An 18882-nucleotide genomic window follows, 5' to 3' on the forward strand; every position below is an offset into this window, starting at 1 on the left:
TCGGCAGGCTATCATCCGGCTATACCAACTTTGATCAGCACAGAACGGCTGCTTTCTCCCAAAGTGGTGGCCGTGGAATGGCCGCTTCGGCTGGTTATCTGCCGAATGCTACCTCAGGTTTCTGGGCACACATCAGCGGCCATTACATCACGAGTGATCAGCGAACGGGAGGAAATCTAGGCGGTAACTTCACGATTTAACATAATGGCGCTTACAGACGTTGAACCGCCACACAACCCGTTGCGTCTCCGATTGCGGACTAACCCGACCTGACCGGAACATTCCTGCAAAGATCGCGTATAGGACATAGAGAGCATACTGGCCGGATTGGACGACACAATCTTTGGCCAAGCATTTTAACAAGCTGATGATGATCGTCGAAATCTCCTGCGTTCCAATCGTGGGGTAACAGTGGAACCAGTCGGTCATAAGCCTCCACGGTACTATCACACTGCCCGATCAGACCGAGGCGCTTGAGGACACGCAAATGGTGGGTGTCAAGAACAAGGGCAGGTTTTCTGAGCGTGCTAAAGTTTAGGACCGTTGCAGCTGTTTTTCGACCAACTCCCGGCAGCTGCTCCAACCAATAGAGTGCGGAACTCACCGAAAACGCCCCAAGAAAATCGAGCGTGAGCGCGCTTTGACATGCCGTGATTGCCTGAAGCGCCTCTTTAAGCCTCCGCGCCTTAACGTCGCAAAATGTGACGTCAGAGATTAAATACCGAATTTCAGTGGCAGGCGCATCCCGAAGGCGTTCCCAATCAACAAATCGCTGCCGAAGGCGGAGAAATGCGGCGGCCGAAACCTCTCCGCGGGTCTTCCCACCTATGAGCCCCATGACCAATTGCGACACCGGATCCAGCAGGAAATACAGCCTAGGTTGACCAAAACAGCAAAAAAGCCGCCTGTGAATTGTGATTAATCGGTTCGTGCGCTCGTCCGGCATCAAAAGCAACTGCATAGCGCGCAGTATAGACGAATTTAGAACAAATAGCGAACATTTAAACTCTCATACAATAGAAAAGAACATTTCCTTGGCAGTTCTACTCGCAATTTCGGAACCGCTGCCGAATGCGGTCGAAGCTTCGGTTTCGACGTATTGGCAGTGTCTTCTCTCCGAGGTCCAATGGTTCAAGTCCCCCGCAAACGTGTACGGGCTATCCCTTGACTTCTAGAGGCAGCTTTCGCCCGGCTTCCGAACGTAGCAATTCAACGTCAAATATAATAATGTTTCAATATGATAGTCGATCTGCGCCACAGGATCGACATTCTGAAGGAGAGGCTAGAATGAAACTCCGGTGTGTTTTTTGGTGGCGACAAGCTTTGCCGCCTTACCGGCGGGCACGCAGGAAAGTCCAATTCAACACGATGCAGAGTTCTTCATCCTCCAGACACAGCATGGCCCACAATGGGTCCTGGATGACGCGTTTGCAGCCCTCCGAGACTCGAACAACGGCAAGACACCAAAAATCGACAACATTTCGATCGGCGACATGGGTATCCCGGAGCAAAAAATCAGTCGTCACAGTGATACGCCGTGGCCGCTCGGGTCATCGAAGCCGCGTGAGATTTGGACAGAATTTAAATGGGTATCTGTATGGCAGGAAACATCATTTTCGCACTGGGCCTGATCGTTTCTCTGGGCACCGGGTTTCTTAGATTTCTTGGCGACATTTCGCAAAGGCCGCTGAATGAATAAGCAATCAGATCGGATTGCAGAACTGGAACAAGCGGAGGATCAATAATGGTCTTGAAGAGGGTAACAACAACCATCGCAATGGTCGTGATGTCCTGGATACCAATGACAACGGCCACTGTGGCCCAGCAGTCCGACTGGTCCTATGAAGCGACAATTTACCTGTTCATGCCTGAAACGCAGGTCACGCAGGAAACAGCTCGGGGCGCTCTTGATGGAACGCTCAGTTTCTCTGACGCCCTAAAAAACCTCGATCTGGCTTTCATGGGGGTCTTTGGAGCCTCCAACGAGCGCTGGTCATTGTTGGCCGACTACAATTATGTGGACGTTTCTTTCAGTAGCGACACACTCGGCTCGGTAAGTTCCGGTCTGGAAACCTCTCTGACAACTCAATTTTTCAGCGGCTATGTCGGCTACCGGGTCTATACCACCGATACATCGCAGGTGGACTTGCTGGGCGGTTTCCGATGGTTTCGCACACAGACGGATTTCACCGTCCTTCCGGGAACGGCCCCGGGCCGGTCCGTCAATGTCGATGAAAGCTGGACAGACCCCATCATCGGAGTCAGAGCCCGCGTCACCTTCAACGACAGATGGTCCGGTACCGGCTTCTTTGACTATGGTGGCTTCAGCAGCGATAGCGAAACCTGGCAAGTCTTGGTGACCGCAGACTATGAAATCAACGACAGGTGGGTGATCCGAGGCGGGTATCGTTACATCTCTTTTGATCACGAGATTGACGGCAACGATTTCACGTTTGAACAGTCGGGCCCATTGATAGGCGCAACCTACCGGTTCTGAGGTTGAGTTGACGAAAATCAAAAAAGTCGTCGAAGTTGCACAAAACCGAGCCTTACTCAGAAACGAAAAACGCCGCCCTGTAACAGGCGGCGCTGGTTGATGTATCGTAGGCGGGGTTGGTTAGGCCCCTTGAACAGCCTTCATAAAACGGTCGCGTATGACGACCGGATCCATGGTGATCGGAGGCATCTTGGCATTGCCGCTATCGCATTTACTGACGATGATCGTCATTTGCTTTGCATCCAAGGCCTCTTGCAATACCCGACCCGTTTCCTCGGCCTGGCACTCGACAACGCGATCACAACCGGCGGCCTCTGCCATTTTGGACAAAGAGGTTTTCTGCCCAGCATAGGTCGGTTGATCTCCGGTTGACCCGTAAGACCCATTATCGATGATCAGCAGGATGTAGTTATCAGCCACATTGTTGGCGATGGTCGGCAGCGTACCCAGGTTAGTCAGGATCGACCCGTCACCGTCGATTACGATGACCGGCTTCGGCTGCGACAAAGCCAGACCCAGGCCAATTGACGACGCCAGGCCCATGGTGCCCAGCATGTAGAAATTAGTAGGCTGGTCATCGATGGCGTGCAGTTCCTGGCTGGGGATGCCGATGTTGCAGACAACCAATTGATCCCGCAGGATTGGTGCGATTTCTTTCAGGATTTCAGAACGGATCATTGGTCGCCATAGCCTCCCCAGAAATTGGCGTCGGTCAGAATGGCAACAGGCTTGTTGCACATGAATGTGTATTTGAGGATCGCGTCAAGTTCCTCGACATCCGCCTGGTGATGGAAGTGGTAGGTCGGGATGTTGAGCTGCGCCAGCAGCGCTTTGGTATGGACCGCCATTTCAACCTGACAGGCGATGGGTTCACGCAATTCGCCCCGGTAGGAAATCAGCATTGGCAATGGCATCCGATAATACTGAATCAACGTGGCCAGCGTATTGATAGCCACGCCGATAGCTGTGTTCTGCATGATGATCGCGGGGCGTTTACCACCCATCCAGGCACCGGCGCACAAGCCCATGCCCTCATCCTCTTTGTTCGACGGGATGTGAAAGATGTCTTCATGCGCGTCGATTTCTTCAATGACACCCGCCAGTTGCTTGCACGGAACCGTAGTGACAAACGAGACATCGTTTGCCGCCAGATCGTCGGTGATCTTCTTGTCTATATTCATGTCCGATATGTTAGTCCTAATTGAGGCGCTTTGGGCGCGATTGACGGGTTAAAGCCTGCGGTGCACATGTACGGCGCAAGGCGCATGACGGACGACGCGCGAGGCAGTCGATCCCAGAAAATAGTCGCTGACGCCCGGTTTGTGGGAACCAATGACGATGCAGTCAAATTCATTCTGTGTCGCGAAATCGATCACCGTGCGGGCGGTGTGACCTTTGACAATCTCGGCTTGAACGCCTTCAAGACCAGAAACCTTTTCCCGCAGCAGGGTGCGGGCTGCGCGAAAGCCTTCAGCGACGACATCTTTGTCGAGATAAGCACTGACAGAGCCCTGAGGCATCTCGTAAACGTGCAGAGCCACAATCTCGGCCGCTTCTGCGGACAGGGCTTTGGCAATATCCAGGGTGTGTGGCGAAATCCCATGATCCAGCGCCATCGGTACGAGAATTTTTTTGTACATGAATACCTCCGTTTCTGCTGAACTAGACCCAAGGCGCGAGGATGATTTTCGGCGCGGCAACGGCACTCTTTCGCAAATCTCGAAAGGCGTCGGCTGCATCGGACAAGGCCCGTTCCTCAATCCAGTCCAATGGACCCAATCGGCCGTCAAATATCGCCTGCGCGGTTTTTCGAAAATCCTCGGCAGTATATGTATAGGTGCCGATAAACGTGATTTCCTGCAAGGTCATACGACGTATGTCCAATCCGCCAACATCCTCGCCCAGACCCACATGTACGATCACGCCGCCTGGCTGCACGTGATGAGACGCAGTCGCGCGGGTTGCAGAATACCCCACTGCATCGACGATCAGTGAAAATGTATCATCCGTGGCTTCGACAACATTGAAAGTGCCCAAACTTTCCAAATAGGCGCGCCGCACGTCATTCGGCTCAACAATGACAACATCATCGAAGTCGGCAGCCGCCAGCGCCAAAGCTGCAGCCACCCCAATTGCGCCACCGCCAATCACCAGCGCATCACGTGCCATTCCCTGATGCAGCGCCTCAAGCCCCAAACGAACTGCGTGCCAGCTAACCGCCAGTGGCTCAGCCAGGGCCGCTTGCTGAATCGTCACGTGGTCCGGCACCTCAACCAGATTTGCATCTGGCATGGCGACATATTGGGCAAAGGCCCCATCACGCGGCGGCATCGAGATAATCTGCCGACTGGGGCACAGGTTTTCCCGGCCTGCCTCACACGCCGGACAGACACCACAAGTCACCAGCGGGTTTATCGTCACACGCGTCCCGTCGCGAGATCCACCAACGATTGTGCCTGCGGCTTCGTGGCCAAGAACAAGCGGTGCCGGACGGCGCGCATCGTGGCCGAGATAAGCATGCATGTCCGAGCCGCATATCCCAACAGCTTCAACCCGGATCAGTTGCTCTCCGATATCGGGTGCGGCATCTGGGACATCCTCATAGACAAGGTGCTCAACCCCCTGATAAACAAGCGCTTTCATTTTGCTGTAAATCCCCCGTCAACCATCAGAACTTGCCCGGTGACATAGTCGGACGCCCTTGAACACAGGAACAGGATTGGCCCGTCGATATCCTCCATCCGCCCATTTCGGTTCATACAGGTTTGTGCCGCGTTGCGGCTTGCCCGGTCGGGGTCATCGAACACGGCCTGCGTCAGCTCGGTCGGGAAAAAACCCGGCCCGATAGCGTTTGCGGTAATGCCGTGAACAGACCAAGCCTCGGCCATAGCCCGTGTCAATTGTCCGATTCCGGCTTTGCTGGCACCATATGCGATACCGCCGGGAAAAGCGCGCGTCGTCTGGAGCGAGGCGAAATTCACGATCCGTCCCCATCCGCGTTCCTTCATCGCAGGCACCATGGCCTGACTCAGGAAGAACGGAGCGCTCAGGTTCAGCTCAAGGGTCTTGTCCCAGCCTTCGGTGCTCACACCATCGGCCATTTCGCGCGTGTTGATGCCCGCCGCGTGCACAATGATGTCAGGCGGGCCAAAACTGGCTGCGACATCTTTGGTAAGCGTGAGTACACGCGACCGGTCAGCCACGTTGGCGGCGACCGTCGCCACGCCATCTCCCCCTTCGGCCTGCAGGTCGTCCAACGCCTCACGTCGACGCGCAACGCCGACCACGCGCGCGCCCGCTGAGGCCAATACCAGCGCCACGCGACGGCCGAGGCCCGAGCTTGCGCCGGTCACGCACGCCACCCGCCCCGTCAGGTCAAATAGCGTGCGCGGATCATCCATCGGCGGTCAGGTCAAACTGTTCGTCGGGGAAATACTTGGCCAGGCGCACGTCTGCAGCCCGCGCATGCCCTTCCATGCCTTCCAGCCGGGAGATGCGGGCGGTCGCCTCAGCAATAGATTTCGACCCTTCCCGCGTCGCCCGCTGCCAGGTGACGATTTTCATGTATTTGTGGACGCTCAAGCCGCCGGTATAGCTGGCTGCGCCCGATGTCGGCAGAACGTGGTTCGTGCCGGTTGCCTTGTCACCATAAGATACGGTGGTTTCTTCACCCAGAAACAGCGAGCCATAGCAGGTCAGCCGACCCAGCCACCAATCCAGATCCTCGGCCTGAACGGTCAAATGTTCGGGCGCGTATTCGTCCGAGCATGCCGCCATTTCTTCGCGATCAGAACACACGATGACCTCAGCATAGTCACGCCATGCGGCCGCAGCGTTTTCCCGATTCAACTCTGGAAGAGAGTCAATCAATACCGGCACCAGTTCCATGACTTTCTGCGCAAGCGCGCGGTCATCGGTCACCAGCCAAACCGGAGAGTTATAGCCGTGTTCCGCCTGGCTCACCAGATCGGTGGCCACCACGTGCGCATCGGCAGAACCGTCCGCAAGGATCAGGCTGTCGGTCGGCCCGGCGATCATGTCAATACCGACCTTGCCATAGAGAATGCGCTTGGCCTCGGCCACGAACTGATTGCCCGGACCGACAAGGATATTTGCGCGCGGTAGACCGAACAAACCATAGGTCATGGCAGCCACACCCTGAACGCCACCCATGGCCAGAATGCTGTCTGCCCCGCAGATGTGGGCCGCGTAGACAATTGCGGGTGCAACGCCTTCGCCCGGACGCGGCGGCGAGCAGGCTGTGATGTGGCGACACCCGGCAACCTTAGCCGTGGTCACTGTCATGATTGCACTGGCGATATGGCTATAGCGCCCGCCAGGTACATAACAGCCAGCCGCGTCAACCGGGATGGCCTTCTGGCCAGCGACGAAGCCCGGGACAATTTCCATCTGCACGTCAGACACCGTGGCTTTCTGCGTCTCGGCGAACCGCCGCACGTTGTCGTGGGCAAAGCGAATATCCGCCTTGAGCCTTTCGGGAACAAGCGTGCAGGCGGTCTCGATCTCATCCGCCGTCATCAACACGTTGCCGTCAAACTTGTCGAATTTGACCGCGTATTCCAGCGCTTTGGCATCGCCGCCAGCCTCGATATCGGCAAGGATTGTCTTCACGGTGTCATGCACTTCCGAGGCATGAGATTGAGCTGTCAGGGTCGCTTTTTTCAGGTAGTCGCGAGGCATTTTCAGCAAGTCCTATTGGTAGATTTCAGGAAGCAAAGTGGTCGAAACCGCCGGTACGTATGCAATCAGAAGAACCACGATCAGCATAGTTAATACGAAGGGTACAGCGCGGGCCGCAATCTTCAGTATGGACTCACCTGTAATGCCAGATACGACAAACAGGTTTAGACCAAGCGGCGGTGTGATAAAGCCAACGCCCAAAGCGGTGATCATCATGATGCAGAACTGAATCTCGTTCATGCCGATATTGTCGGCCAGCGGTTTCAGGATCGGAGCAAGGATCACGATATTCGGTGTCGTTTCCATAACGCAGCCGGCGGCAATCAGAATGCCGATCATCAGCAGGATCAGCAGATATGGGTCGTCGGTCAACGAGGTAATCGAGGCGACAAACCCTTGCGGTACACCCATGATCGCCAGCGCCTCGGCCAGAGGAGCGGAAAAGGCGATGATCGGCAGGATGACTCCGTTCACCTTTGCCGAACTGACCAGCATCGACGGGAAATCCGCCAAAGTCAGCGTTCGCATGATGAAGCCTATGATGATTGTAACGACCACTGCGGTAGCCCCAGCCTCGGTCGGGGTCAGGCGGCCTGAGAAGATGCCGTAGAAGATAATTCCCGGTACAATAAAGGCGTACCACCCGGACTTCAGCGCCTTGCCCAGATTGGCCAGCCACTCGCCCATGGTCATCATCCCGCCACCCTCATAGGCATAAAGGCGGTTCATGATGATGTTAGTGATCAGGATCGACACCAGAATGGCCAGGCCCGGGATCAGGGCCGCCAGAAACAGGGTCGACGCAGAAATCCCCAGCACAAGACCGATGATGATATAGGCAATCGAGGGCGGGATCAGAATGCCGGTACAGGCCCCGGCCGCGACCAAGGCGCAGGCGTAGGGGCGCGGATACCCGCTCTCGACCAGACGGTTGATGGTCATGCGCCCTACCGCGGCCGCGCCCGCAGCATCCGAACCCGAGATCGCGGCAAACATGCCGCAAACCAGAACAGTGGCAGAACCAAAACCGCCCTTGGCGAAACAGGTCAGCGCCTCGGCCACGTCCAGAAATTTGCGCGACAAGCCGGTACGGACCAACACGTCCCCGGTCAGGATGAACAGCGGTACAGCGGTAAGTGCAAATGCGTCGATCCCGGTAAACAGGCTTTCGCCCACAAGGCTAAGCGGCAGGTCGCCGGACATGATCAACATGACGATGGCCGCAGACCCAATCGCCGCCCAGACCGGAACGGCCATGGCGATCAGCACAACGAACAGAATGACAGGCAGGTAGAAATCCCAGCCCAGCTCCACGGTTTGATTGAGAGTGTTCCAGAGCATCTCAGATCCCCTCAGTCAAACAGCTTGTCGCCTTCGAAGACGGGCGTACCATCGCGAAGGGATTTGAAATCACGCATAAACGATTGGATCAGGCGCCAGATCATCAGCGCAAACCCGGTGGGTACCGCCATCAGGAACCAGACTTTCGACACCCGGAGGCCATCAGTCACCGATCCGAACTTGGCCGAGACGTGAACCGCCTCGTATGACCAATAAAGCGCGACCACAGCGACCACGAACATCACCAGATCGCCAAAAATGTACAGTAACGCCTTGGGGCGCGGTCCGAGGTAATGCATGATCACGTCAATTCGGATATGCGCCCGTTCCTTGACCGCCGCCGCGGCACCTATCCAAGCCAGATAGATGAACGAATACCGAACAATTTCTTCTCCCCAGATCGAGGAGTAGGCAAAAATCTCGCGCCGCAGAACCTCGATGGCCATGGTGATGACCAGCATCACGTAGAACACCAGCAGCAGCCAGCGCTCGGCGTTGCGATCAATGTTTTGGAGTATGGTCATCGTGTTCCCTCGGCGACAGAACAGTCAGGCGCAGGCCTTCTGTTTCGGGCCCCTTCTGGCCTGACTGCTGTTGAGTGATTGCGGACAGCCAAAAGACGTCCGCCGGATTTGATCAGGCGTCGTGGACGTAATACTTGCCTTGCGTTCCGGCCGCCTCGACCAGTTTCTCGAAGGCGTCCATCGACCCGGCCAGCTCTGTCTTGAACGGATCCCAATCGGCGTTTTGATAGCCGCCAACGCTTTCCCATTCAGCCAGTTGATCGGCACTAAGCGAGTGGAACTCCACGCCCGCCTTGTTCAACTCGGCCATGGCATAAGCCCGGGCCGAGGGAACCTTGGACAGGTTCTGGTGGCTGGTCATCTCCGAGCCCCACATGATGCCTTCCTGAACGTCCGGCGGCATCGAATTGAACCATTCAAGGTTGCACGAATAGACCTGACTGTCTGGCACAGCCTGTGTAAAGGTCACGTGGCTGAGGATGTCTTTGAAGCCAAACACATAAAGCGCCCCCACGGACGGATCGAGTGCATCCGCAACGCCCTGCTTGATCGCTGACGGAGTCTCACCCCATGCAACCGGCGTCGGGTTCGCGCCGACCATTCGGTAATATTGCTGTAGCATTTTCGAGCCGGGAACACGGAACTTCACGCCGCTCATGTCCCCGGGGGTGATGATGGCATTACCGCCCTGACGCACGGCAACGACACGCGGGTCGATCACCACATAGAACAGCGCTTTGAACCCTGCTGCCTCGACTTTCGGGTGAACTTCGTTCTGCCATGTGTCCGAATGAACAAGGTTGGTGAACCGTTGGTTCGAACCGCACAGATACGGCATGTTGATAAGGTCAACGGTCGACGCGAACGGTGCGAAGTTGGACAGCGAATGCTGCGCCGCCTGAATCGTCCCGCCCTGCACCTTCTGCACCAAAGCACCACCGGCACCCAGCTGACCACCAGGCGCAAGCTTGACATAAACCTTCCCGTTCGTCGCGTTCTGGATGTTTTCTTTCAGATCAAGCTGCATGATCGGATAGCTACGAGACGCGCCCAGCACGTAAGCGGTCGCGACCGTCATGACATGATCGGCGGCTTTTTCACGCTCGCTTTCTTCTTTAGCTGTCTGCGCCACAGCTTCAGACGACCACAGGACGCCTCCGGCACCCGCAACAAGCGCAGCAGTGAATGAACCACTGGCACTGAGCTTCAGGAAATTGCGACGTTCGACGGACGCCAGTTCATTTCTGTCGTTTTTCATTTAGTGCCCTCCCAAGCAAAAAATTCAGCCGTCACTTTCTGCGTCGCGAGCGGCTTCCTTTTTCAGAATTGCGACAACGAACAGGATCGACGCCGCGAACAGAACCAACATCTCTCCGACATCACCAAGAAAGGCGCTGTTTGCAAAAGCTCCCAACGCCACGTTCGCAAAGTAGATGGCAAACACGATTGTGGACGCAGCCAGAAACATCTCTTGGACTCCCTTTAGATTCGGTCCGGCGTCATTTGTAAGCGCTTACATGCAAAATGCAAGCGCTTACATAATTGCTTTCCTCTGACGAAAGTTGAGTTTAGACTTATAGGCAAAAGCAAATTGCGAGTTTGGGAATGGCAAAACCTCGGTCGGCGCCGACGTTGGATGATGTGGCCAAAATGGCGGGTGTTTCGACCGCGACGGTGTCTCGTTGCCTCAACAATCCGGACCGCGTTGTCGACGCGACGCGCAAACGCGTCCTGTCCGCAGTTGATACGTTGGGCTATACACCAAACTTCGCAGCACGGGTCATGGCCGCCAAACGGTCGTTCACCATCGGGGCTATCATTCCGACGATGGAAAACGCGATCTTCGCGCGCGGTCTTCAGGCCTTTCAGGAAGAATTGCACCAGCGCGGTTATACATTGCTGGTTTCAAGTTCAGCCTACAAACCGGAAATCGAAGAAGAGCAAATCCGAACCCTGATTGCGCGTGGGGCCGATGGTTTGTTGCTGATCGGGCATGACCGCGATCCTAAAATCTACGATTTTCTGGCCCAGCGGGAAATCCCGGCTTTGGTCGCATGGTCCTATTTGTCGGATTCTCATTTGCCTTCAATCGGATTTGACAACCGCGCGGCGATGTTCGACCTCGCCGATCACGTCATTGGGCTGGGGCATTCTAAGCTCGGAGTGATCTCGGGCCACGTCGATGGCAATGATCGTGCCCGTCTCAGGGTTCAGGGCATTCGGGATGCGATCTCAGGCCGCGGGCTTGAGGCCAGCAATCTGAGTCTTATCGAAACGCCCTATGAGATTGAAAACGGTGCCAAGGCCTTCCGCAAACTGATGAGTGCCGACACGCCGCCAACTGCTATTTTGTGTGGCAATGACGTGCTGGCCGCGGGTGCCTTACGGCAGGCACAAGAGATGGGTCTGGACGTGCCCGGCGATGTATCGATCACAGGCTTCGACGATATCGAACTGGCCCGGATCGTTTCCCCGGCCCTGACAACCGTTCACGTCCCGCATCGGGAAATGGGGCGTAAAGCGGCCCTGCAACTGGTCGAGATGGTCGAGAACCAGACCGCCGGGGCAGGCGAACAACTGGCGACGCGAATAGTCAATCGACCCTCGCTTGGCAGGCCTGCGTCGGGCTAGGCCGCCTCGCCTTCCATTGTACGGAAGTCATCCTTCAACCAAGGATGCTTGGCGCACATCGGTCGCGTAAAATGCTGTCGGATCAGCTTCACCATAACTTTCTGGATCAGTTCCGAGGTCGTCACAGGGTATACCTCAGTGGTAAACAGCGACACGGTTCGCACGAAGTTTCTGCCGGGGAACGGCATCGCCTTGACGCTGTTGTGAAAACGCTGAGTGCGATGAAAACAGGCCGCCGTTGTGATCGCCCAACCGCTGCCCTGGGCCACCAAGCCGATGATTGACTGGTTGCACTCCAGTTCGAACCTGTTTGGCAGGCTGAACTTGCTGCGTGCCAATTGAATCTCGATCTGTTTCCCGATCACGTAGTCCCGGGAATACCGCAGCAAGGGCAGATCCGCGTCCGGGTGGAACAACTCTTCTGGTGACCCTTCAAAACTGTTGGGCAGCACGACCAGAAACGGGTCTCGCATCAACGGGTATTCGATCAATCCTTCGGTTCGTCCCGGTGGCCGGGTGGCCACGCCAACATCCAGTTTGTGTTCCTGCAGCTTGGCGAGAATTTCGTGGCTGGGGCGCGTATAGTGACGGAAATTGCAGCGCGGCAAAGCTTGCGCCAAAAACCGAACCATATCGGGCGCGATCTGGTTGTCGAAATCGTCAATCAGCGCCAATCGCAAATCGGTCGCGTGCTGCCAATTGCCCGTTCGGATTTCTGCTTCGCCCCGCTTTAGAACCGTCAAACCGTCGCGGACATAACGCGCAAACACTTCGCCCGCGGGTGTCAGCCCCATTGGCCTGCGCCCATGGTCGACCAACTCAATACCCAGCGCGCCTTCCAAACTGCGCAGGTGGTTCGAAACTGTACTGATCGATAGGCCAGTTTCGGACGCGACCTGTTGGATCGATCCGGATTTGGCAATCAATTGGAAGATTTCCAACCATCTCAGGCTTAACGATTTTGACATGGGTGCCGGTCATTGTTTCGATTTGTTCGAAACTAGCCAATCAAAGATTTTGCTTTACGGCAATGCTGAAAGTGGCTTCGAGTTCGGGCTTACCTCTTCATCCGGTCAAAGTCTGGGTCATATGGGCATGGTGGAATGACCGTTGCGCGCACACGCTGACCGCAACTGTCCAGATCCATTACGCTACCAATATCCGCGAAGGAGGGATCAACAAATGCATGTGCCAGGTTCATCCCGGTGCGGTGTCCCCATTCGCCCGACGTGACGGTTCCGACCACCTGATCCCCCTGCATCAAGGACGCTCCGGGATGTGCAGGACCGGAGGTTGAGGAGACCTGGAGAACAACGAGATTTTTGCGAGGCCCCTCTGATTGCCGTTTCAAAATCGCATCGCGCCCAACAAAATCGCCTTTATTCAATCTGACGAACCTGTCCAATCCAGTTTCAAACGGGTCAAACTCGGTGATCAGGTCTGCTTTCCAATGAAGGAAACTTTTCTCCATTCGCATCGACTCAACAGCCCGCGCCCCGAACAGTTTCAAACCGTGCGCCTCGCCCGCCTGCCGCAACGCGAGGTAAGCCGCGTAGAGCGAGGCGTTGGGCACGTGGATCTCATAGGCAAGTTCACCGGAAAAGCTGAGCTTCATGACCGTGGCGGGAGCGATGCCGACAAAGCACTCGCGCACATTGAGCCATGGGAAAGCCTCAGCCGACCAATCCCTGCGCGCGCAGGCCGATAGGACATCTCGCGCCTTCGGGCCAGCCAGGACCAAAATGGTCTGGTCGTTTGTCAGGCTGCGCAGATGAACGTCTTCATCGCCTTGCATGTGCTGACGCAGCCAAGCCATGTCATGGAATTCGCTTGCGGCGGCAGAGCCATACCAGACGCGCGCCGGTCCCCGATCACTGGCTGGTAGATTGGCGACCGTCGCCTCGGCCTTGACCATACCGTGATGGTTCAGCAGATAGCCCAGTCCAACACGCCCTTCGCGCCGGGTGACGAGACCGCAGAACATCCGATCAAGGAACGTATAACGATCCGCGCCGGTGATCTCGATCCGGTTGAACCCATTCACCTCGGCCAATCCGACACCCGTTTGCACATTCCGGACCTCTGCGGCGATCACGTCAAAGGTTTCGTCAAAACCGAAACGATGGGTCGGTTTGAACTCGGGCGAGGGTTTGATGTAATCCACCCTCTCCCACCCATTGACCACAGTGAACTCGGCCCCTTCGGACGCCAAAACCGGCGTCAGAGGCGTAGTTTTGGCGGGGCGGCCTGCGGGGCGATGTTCATGCGGAAAGTGGAACCGGAATTCGTTTTGATAGTCTTCGATGGCTTTGAGAGCGGTCAATTCCACATTGGCGTGGCCTGTAAATCTTCGGGGGTCGAGGCACCACGTATCGAAACATGCCTCACCATGCACGATCTGTTGAGCCAACAGCCACCCGTGCCCGCCCCCTTCGCCCAGCCCTGCGCGCAAACCGATGATGCAAAACGCGTTGCGTTTGCCCGGAATCGGTCCCACCAGTGGTGCCCCGTCGATTGTGTAGGTGATCGGCCCGTTGACCACCGTGTGAATGCCAACCTCCATCAGCGCGGGCATCCGCGCGAATGCGCCTTCCAGCACGTCCGTCACGCGCTCCAGATCGTCTGGGCAAAGGGCGTTCACAAAGTTCGGATCAATCCCATCCATGCCCCAGGTCTTGCAGTCCTGTTCATAAAACCCGAGCAACAGCCCGTTCTTTTCTTGCCGACAGTAATAATCACTGATCGGACAGCGCAGCAGCGGCATCCGGTGACCCGCATCACGGATCGCTTGAATCTCCTCGGTCAGAAAATACTGGTGCTCCATTGACGACACCGGATGATGGACGCCCATCATGGCGCCGACTTCGTTGACGCGATATCCGCAGGCGTTGACCACGATGTCGCAATCGATGTCACCATGCTCGGTCTGCACAGTCCAGGTGTCGTCACTGTGCTGCACCAGCCCCGTCACTGGCGTGTTGCGATAAACCTCTGCCCCCGCTTTGCGCGCCCTGCGCGCCAAAGCCTGACACAGCTGAGCGGGGTCAATATCTCCGTCCAGCGGATCCCACAGCCCGCCGACCAGGTTGTCGGTCGAAATCAAAGGGTGGCGGCGGGCGCATTCGTCCGCGTCGATCACCTCGAAATGCACATCCATACCCCGCGCCATGGATGCGAAGTGGCGATAGCCCTGCATCTGGCCTTCAGTATTGGCCAGACGTATCCCGCCATCTCCGTGGTGGTAGTTGATCGGATAATCCGGATCGTCAGCCAGTTCCTTGTACAGCCGGATCGAATGGGACTTCAGGCCCACCATCGTCTGGTTCATGCCAAAGTTCGTCACTTGCGCAGCCGAATGCCAGGTCGTGCCGGAGGTCAGTTCGTTCCTCTCGACCAGCACCACGTCGGTCCACCCCTCTTGCGTCAAGTGATAGAGGGTAGAACATCCGGCGATGCCGCCGCCGATCACAACGACTTTGGTGCGCGATTTCATTGGCTTTGCTCCGTTAGGTCCCGACCAAGTCTTGCGAAGGAATAGGTGTGGGCGACAACTGTCCTGATGTGGGTGCAAGAAAATCGAAACTGCGATTTCGGATTCTGAAAACCGCAATTCGCCTTTGATGCCGGGATGTTCCGACCTTTACGGTGCAGGCAAGCGAAGAAGGGGATTGAACCGGATGTCATCAGAAGGGGTCAAACGCAGCGGCCGAAAAGCGCGCCATGCCCAGCGTGCAGCCAAACCGGTCGTCGACCCCTGCCCGCCCGGCCAGAAGGGCGGCGCTTACAAACCTCTGAGCCAACGTGAGATCGAACAGATATACGACACCGCGCTGCGGCTGTTGGAGCATCTGGGCATGGGAAACGTGCCAGACAGACTAGCGGCAGACCTTAAGGCCGCAGGTGCGCAGGACGGCCAACAAGAGCGGTTGCTGTTCCCGCGTGAAATGGTTCGGCGCGCAATCGATACAGCCCCCAAAAGTTTCGTGTTCCATGGCCGGGACGAAAACCGCTCGATCACGGTTGGCGGCGACCGCGTGTATTTCGGCACCGGCGGTGCGGCCGTTCAAACTCTGGACATCGACAGCGGTTTCTATCGCCCCTCTACGCTGGAGGACCTGCACGACTTCACCCGTTTGCAGGACACGCTGGCCAATGTCAGCTGGTTCACCCGATGCTGCGTGGCAACGGATGTGCCTGATGTGTTCGATCTGGACGTCAACACCGCCTATGCGCTGGTGCGCAATACGACCAAACCGGTGGCAACATCGTTTACTCTGGCTGAACATGTCGGCCCCATTGTCGAGATGCTGGATATCGTCGCCGGAGGGCCGGGTGAATTCGCCAAACGCCCTTTTCTGAAAGCTCACATAAGCCCGGTGATATCGCCGTTGCGCTACGGGGAGGATGCGGTTGACGTTGTCTATGAATGCGTCGCCCACAACATTCCCATGTCGTGCATCACAGCGGCGCAGGCGGGTGCCACGGCCCCCGCAACTTTGGCCGGTTTTTTGGCACAATCGCTGGCCGAGACACTGGCGAGCCTTGTCATGGTCCACGCGATCAGGCCCGGCTTTCCGATGGTGTTTTCCAATTGGCCCTTCATCGTGGACCTCAGAACCGGATCCTTTGCCGGTGGCAGCGGAGAGACGGCTGTTCTGAATGCCGCTTCGGCACAGATCACGAACTGGCTGGGCCTGCCCTCGGGCGTGGCCGCATCGATGACCGATGCAAAGGCCATCGACGCACAATACGGTGTTGAAAAAGGCATGACCTCGCTTGCGGCAGCATTGGCCGGGGGAAACCTGATCTATGAAAGCTCGGGTATGACCGCGTCGCTACTGGGGGCAAGCTTCGAGGGGTTTGTGCTGGACAACGAAATGCACTCGCACACTTATCGCGCGCTGCGCGGGATTGAGGTGACCGAGGAAAATCTGGGCTTCGACGCCATCTGCCAATCCGTTTTGGGGGACGGGCATTTCCTGGGAAGCGCACAGACCTATGCGGCAATGGAACGGGATTACTATTATCCTGAACTCGCCGACCGTCAGGAACCTCGGACTTGGCAGGAAGATGGCGCCCGAGACGCCTGGTCATCCGCCCGCGACCACGCCAAAGAGGTTTTGGCCAGCCATCACCCGCAATACTTGACTCCAGAACAGGATGCTGAAATTCGCAAACGTTTCCGTATTCTGATCTAAGCCGTTAGGGTCAGTCGGGAATTCATCAAAGGACGAGCCTATGACCGATTCATTTTTTAAACCTGTATCGGCGATGGAACTCGCCCGGTTTGCCGGCATCCCTTCGTTCATGCGCCTGCCAAGCTTGAATCTGGACCACGAACGCATATCCGACGTCGAATTGGGTCTGATCGGCATCCCATGGGATGGCGGCACCACCAATCGCCCCGGCGCGCGGCATGGTCCGAGACAACTGCGGGACTTCTCCACAATGATCCGGGCGATGAACCCGGTCACAGGCGTCGCGCCGTTCTCAATGGTCAATTGCGCCGATCTTGGCGACGTGGCACCCAATCCCGTCGATATCCAAGACACTCTGAACCGGGTCACAGAGTTCTACGCAGACCTGCATTCAAAGGGCATCGTTCCGCTCACCGCTGGTGGGGATCACCTGATCACCCTGCCCGTTCTGCGCGCGCTTGCCTCTGAAGGTCCTGTTGGCCTGATCCAGTTTGACAGCCACACGGACCTGTTCGACGGTTATTTTGGCGGCCACAAGTTCACCCACGGGACTCCGTTCCGGCGCGCCGTCGAAGAAGGATTGGTCGATCCAAAGCGGTTCGTGCAGGTCGGTATCCGGGGCACCGCCTACAATACCGAGGACATCGAGTGGGGTGAGGCACAGGGTATCCGCATCATCCGTATCGAGGAACTGTTCGACCGGGGTATTAAGGATGTGATGGCCGAGGTACGCGGTATCGTTGGGCAAGCACCAACCTATTGCACCTATGACATCGACTTTGTTGACCCAACCTATGCGCCTGGCACCGGAACCCCGGAGATCGGCGGGCCAAACAGCTTTCAGGCGCAACAGGTCATTCGCCAGATGTCCGGCGTCAACCTGATTGGCGCGGATCTGGTTGAGGTGTCGCCCCCGTTTGATCCGAACGGAGGCACCGCGTGGCTGGGCATTTCGCTGATGTTCGAATTGCTGTGTGTTTTGGCTCAGGCCGTGGACGCACGGCGCTAGCTTACGTTTTCAGCAATCATCGAGATCATTTCAAACATCACCGCCGCTGCAGTCAGCGCGGTGATGTTGTTCGGACTGTCCTTTGTTGGCATCATACAAACGACATCCCCACCCACGATGTTCAGACCGCGCGCTGCGCGCAGAATGCCGACAGCCTCGTCAATATCGAACCCCTTTTCGCCCGGCTCCAAGTTGGACACCGCAGGCGCAACGGTCGGGTCAAGGCAATCCAGATCGAAGGTGATATAGACCGGGCGGTCTCCCAGCACCTCTTTGGTCTGGGCCACGACATCCTCCAACCCGCGCTGCCGGAACTCGCGCATGGTGACGATGTTGTAGCCATAGTCGTAGGACGGCTGCAGCCAGTCCAGACTGCGCGGGTGACCGCGCAGCCCGATCTGCATGGATCGCGTTGGGTCCACCTGTCCCTGATCGGCCAGATACGCGCCCCAATGTGCTGCCGATTTCTTGGCCCCCAAGAAATGATCAACCTTGGTGAATACGTCTGTGTGGGCATCCAGATGGAGGAAGCTAACAGGCTCTCCTCCCGCCAGTTTACCGCGCCCAAGCGCCTGAACGATGCCGCCGGTGATGGAATGGTCGCCGCCGATTGACACCGGGCGCGCACCGGCAGCATCGATGTCTTTGTAGAAGGCCGTAATCCGTTCGATGCAGTCTTCGTTATCGTTAGCGCGGGGAAACGGAACATCGCCGACATCTGCAATTCGCGCACTGTTCCACGGGTCGATTTCAAAAACCGAATGGACCCGCCGCTGTACGGCCGAAACATGCCGCAATGCACGAGGACCCAAATGCTGATCCCGTTCGGTTGTGCCGTTGCCCGTTGAATGTGGCACCCCGACCAACGCGATGTCCTGCCCATCCGGCCCCTGATTGGGGCATCGAAACAAAGTGGGCACTCCCCACCAATACAGATTGTCCATCATGGACTGTTCATAGCGGTCGGTCATATGCGTCTCC

19 protein-coding genes are annotated in these 18882 nt (G+C 56.8%); 5 read left to right on the forward strand and 14 right to left on the reverse strand.

The features are described 5' to 3' along the window. Positions 1–259: 259 nt before the first annotated feature. Positions 260–961, reverse strand: a complete 702-nt coding sequence (locus tag GOW16_RS23035; protein ID WP_170409868.1) for an endonuclease III domain-containing protein — start codon at positions 959–961, stop codon at positions 260–262. 346 nt (positions 962–1307) lie between these two features. On the opposite strand from GOW16_RS23035, the gene GOW16_RS02480 reads away from it, so the two are divergent. Beyond that, the gene (locus tag GOW16_RS02480; RefSeq protein WP_170409871.1) at positions 1308–1631 is read left to right on the forward strand and encodes a hypothetical protein; all 324 of its coding nucleotides are present in this window, start codon (positions 1308–1310) and stop codon (positions 1629–1631) included. Positions 1632–1744: 113 nt separating this feature from the next. Next, entirely contained in the window at positions 1745–2497 is a 753-nt protein-coding gene (locus GOW16_RS02485) for an outer membrane protein (RefSeq protein WP_170409872.1), read from the forward strand. A gap of 120 nt (positions 2498–2617) precedes the next feature. On the opposite strand, the gene comE is transcribed toward GOW16_RS02485, so the two are convergent. From comE to GOW16_RS02535, 10 genes are all read right to left on the reverse strand, one after another. Next, the gene (gene comE, locus GOW16_RS02490; RefSeq protein ID WP_170409874.1) at positions 2618–3175 is read right to left on the reverse strand and encodes a sulfopyruvate decarboxylase subunit beta; all 558 of its coding nucleotides are present in this window, start codon (positions 3173–3175) and stop codon (positions 2618–2620) included. After that, positions 3172–3678, reverse strand: a complete 507-nt coding sequence (gene comD / locus GOW16_RS02495; protein WP_170409876.1) for a sulfopyruvate decarboxylase subunit alpha — start codon at positions 3676–3678, stop codon at positions 3172–3174. Before comD ends, comE begins: the two co-directional genes overlap by 4 nt. Positions 3679–3726: 48 nt before the next feature. Further along, positions 3727–4137 carry a universal stress protein gene (locus tag GOW16_RS02500; protein ID WP_170409877.1) on the reverse strand — a complete coding sequence of 137 codons (411 nt, stop codon included), beginning with the start codon at positions 4135–4137 and terminating at the stop codon, positions 3727–3729. 22 nt (positions 4138–4159) lie between these two features. Continuing rightward, positions 4160–5140, reverse strand: a complete 981-nt coding sequence (locus GOW16_RS02505; RefSeq protein WP_170409879.1) for a zinc-dependent alcohol dehydrogenase — start codon at positions 5138–5140, stop codon at positions 4160–4162. Beyond that, positions 5137–5898, reverse strand: a complete 762-nt coding sequence (locus GOW16_RS02510; RefSeq protein WP_170409881.1) for an SDR family NAD(P)-dependent oxidoreductase — start codon at positions 5896–5898, stop codon at positions 5137–5139. Before GOW16_RS02510 ends, GOW16_RS02505 begins: the two co-directional genes overlap by 4 nt. Beyond that, positions 5891–7198: a histidinol dehydrogenase gene (hisD, locus tag GOW16_RS02515; protein WP_170409884.1), complete on the reverse strand. Its 1308-nt coding sequence runs from the start codon at positions 7196–7198 to the stop codon at positions 5891–5893. The genes GOW16_RS02510 and hisD overlap by 8 nt, the downstream gene beginning before the upstream one ends. Positions 7199–7210: 12 nt before the next feature. Next, entirely contained in the window at positions 7211–8539 is a 1329-nt protein-coding gene (locus GOW16_RS02520) for a TRAP transporter large permease (RefSeq protein ID WP_170409886.1), read from the reverse strand. Positions 8540–8550: 11 nt separating this feature from the next. Next, positions 8551–9063 carry a TRAP transporter small permease gene (locus GOW16_RS02525; protein WP_170409887.1) on the reverse strand — a complete coding sequence of 171 codons (513 nt, stop codon included), beginning with the start codon at positions 9061–9063 and terminating at the stop codon, positions 8551–8553. A 112-nt stretch (positions 9064–9175) separates the two neighbouring features. Then, a complete protein-coding gene (locus GOW16_RS02530; RefSeq protein ID WP_170409889.1) occupies positions 9176–10321 on the reverse strand; it encodes a TRAP transporter substrate-binding protein in 1146 nt (381 codons plus the stop codon). 24 nt (positions 10322–10345) lie between these two features. Beyond that, positions 10346–10531 carry a hypothetical protein gene (locus GOW16_RS02535; RefSeq protein ID WP_170409891.1) on the reverse strand — a complete coding sequence of 62 codons (186 nt, stop codon included), beginning with the start codon at positions 10529–10531 and terminating at the stop codon, positions 10346–10348. 137 nt (positions 10532–10668) lie between these two features. Between GOW16_RS02535 and GOW16_RS02540 the strand changes: the two genes are divergently transcribed. Beyond that, positions 10669–11694, forward strand: coding sequence for a LacI family DNA-binding transcriptional regulator (locus GOW16_RS02540; RefSeq protein WP_170409893.1), 1026 nt, complete (start codon positions 10669–10671; stop codon positions 11692–11694). Here the strand turns inward: GOW16_RS02540 and GOW16_RS02545 are convergent. Together GOW16_RS02545 and GOW16_RS02550 are read right to left on the reverse strand one after the other, a co-directional pair. Then, on the reverse strand, positions 11691–12662 hold the full coding sequence (locus GOW16_RS02545) for a LysR family transcriptional regulator (protein WP_170409895.1): 972 nt from the start codon (positions 12660–12662) through the stop codon (positions 11691–11693). The two genes, GOW16_RS02540 and GOW16_RS02545, sit on opposite strands and share 4 nt — an antisense overlap. An 89-nt stretch (positions 12663–12751) precedes the next feature. Beyond that, positions 12752–15187: a GcvT family protein gene (locus GOW16_RS02550; RefSeq protein ID WP_170409896.1), complete on the reverse strand. Its 2436-nt coding sequence runs from the start codon at positions 15185–15187 to the stop codon at positions 12752–12754. Positions 15188–15371: 184 nt separating this feature from the next. Between GOW16_RS02550 and GOW16_RS02555 the strand changes: the two genes are divergently transcribed. Both GOW16_RS02555 and GOW16_RS02560 read left to right on the forward strand, forming a co-directional pair. Next, positions 15372–16892 (forward strand): trimethylamine methyltransferase family protein, encoded by a 1521-nt coding sequence (locus GOW16_RS02555; protein ID WP_170409898.1) that lies wholly within the window; start codon positions 15372–15374, stop codon positions 16890–16892. A 40-nt stretch (positions 16893–16932) separates the two neighbouring features. Then, positions 16933–17901, forward strand: a complete 969-nt coding sequence (locus GOW16_RS02560) for an agmatinase (RefSeq protein ID WP_170409900.1) — start codon at positions 16933–16935, stop codon at positions 17899–17901. Here the strand turns inward: GOW16_RS02560 and GOW16_RS02565 are convergent. Further along, the gene (locus tag GOW16_RS02565; protein ID WP_170409902.1) at positions 17898–18872 is read right to left on the reverse strand and encodes an arginase family protein; all 975 of its coding nucleotides are present in this window, start codon (positions 18870–18872) and stop codon (positions 17898–17900) included. The two genes, GOW16_RS02560 and GOW16_RS02565, sit on opposite strands and share 4 nt — an antisense overlap. Positions 18873–18882: the final 10 nt, after the last annotated feature.

The organism is Ruegeria atlantica (assembly GCF_013033965.1).
Classification (GTDB): Bacteria; Pseudomonadota; Alphaproteobacteria; order Rhodobacterales; family Rhodobacteraceae; genus Ruegeria; species Ruegeria atlantica_D.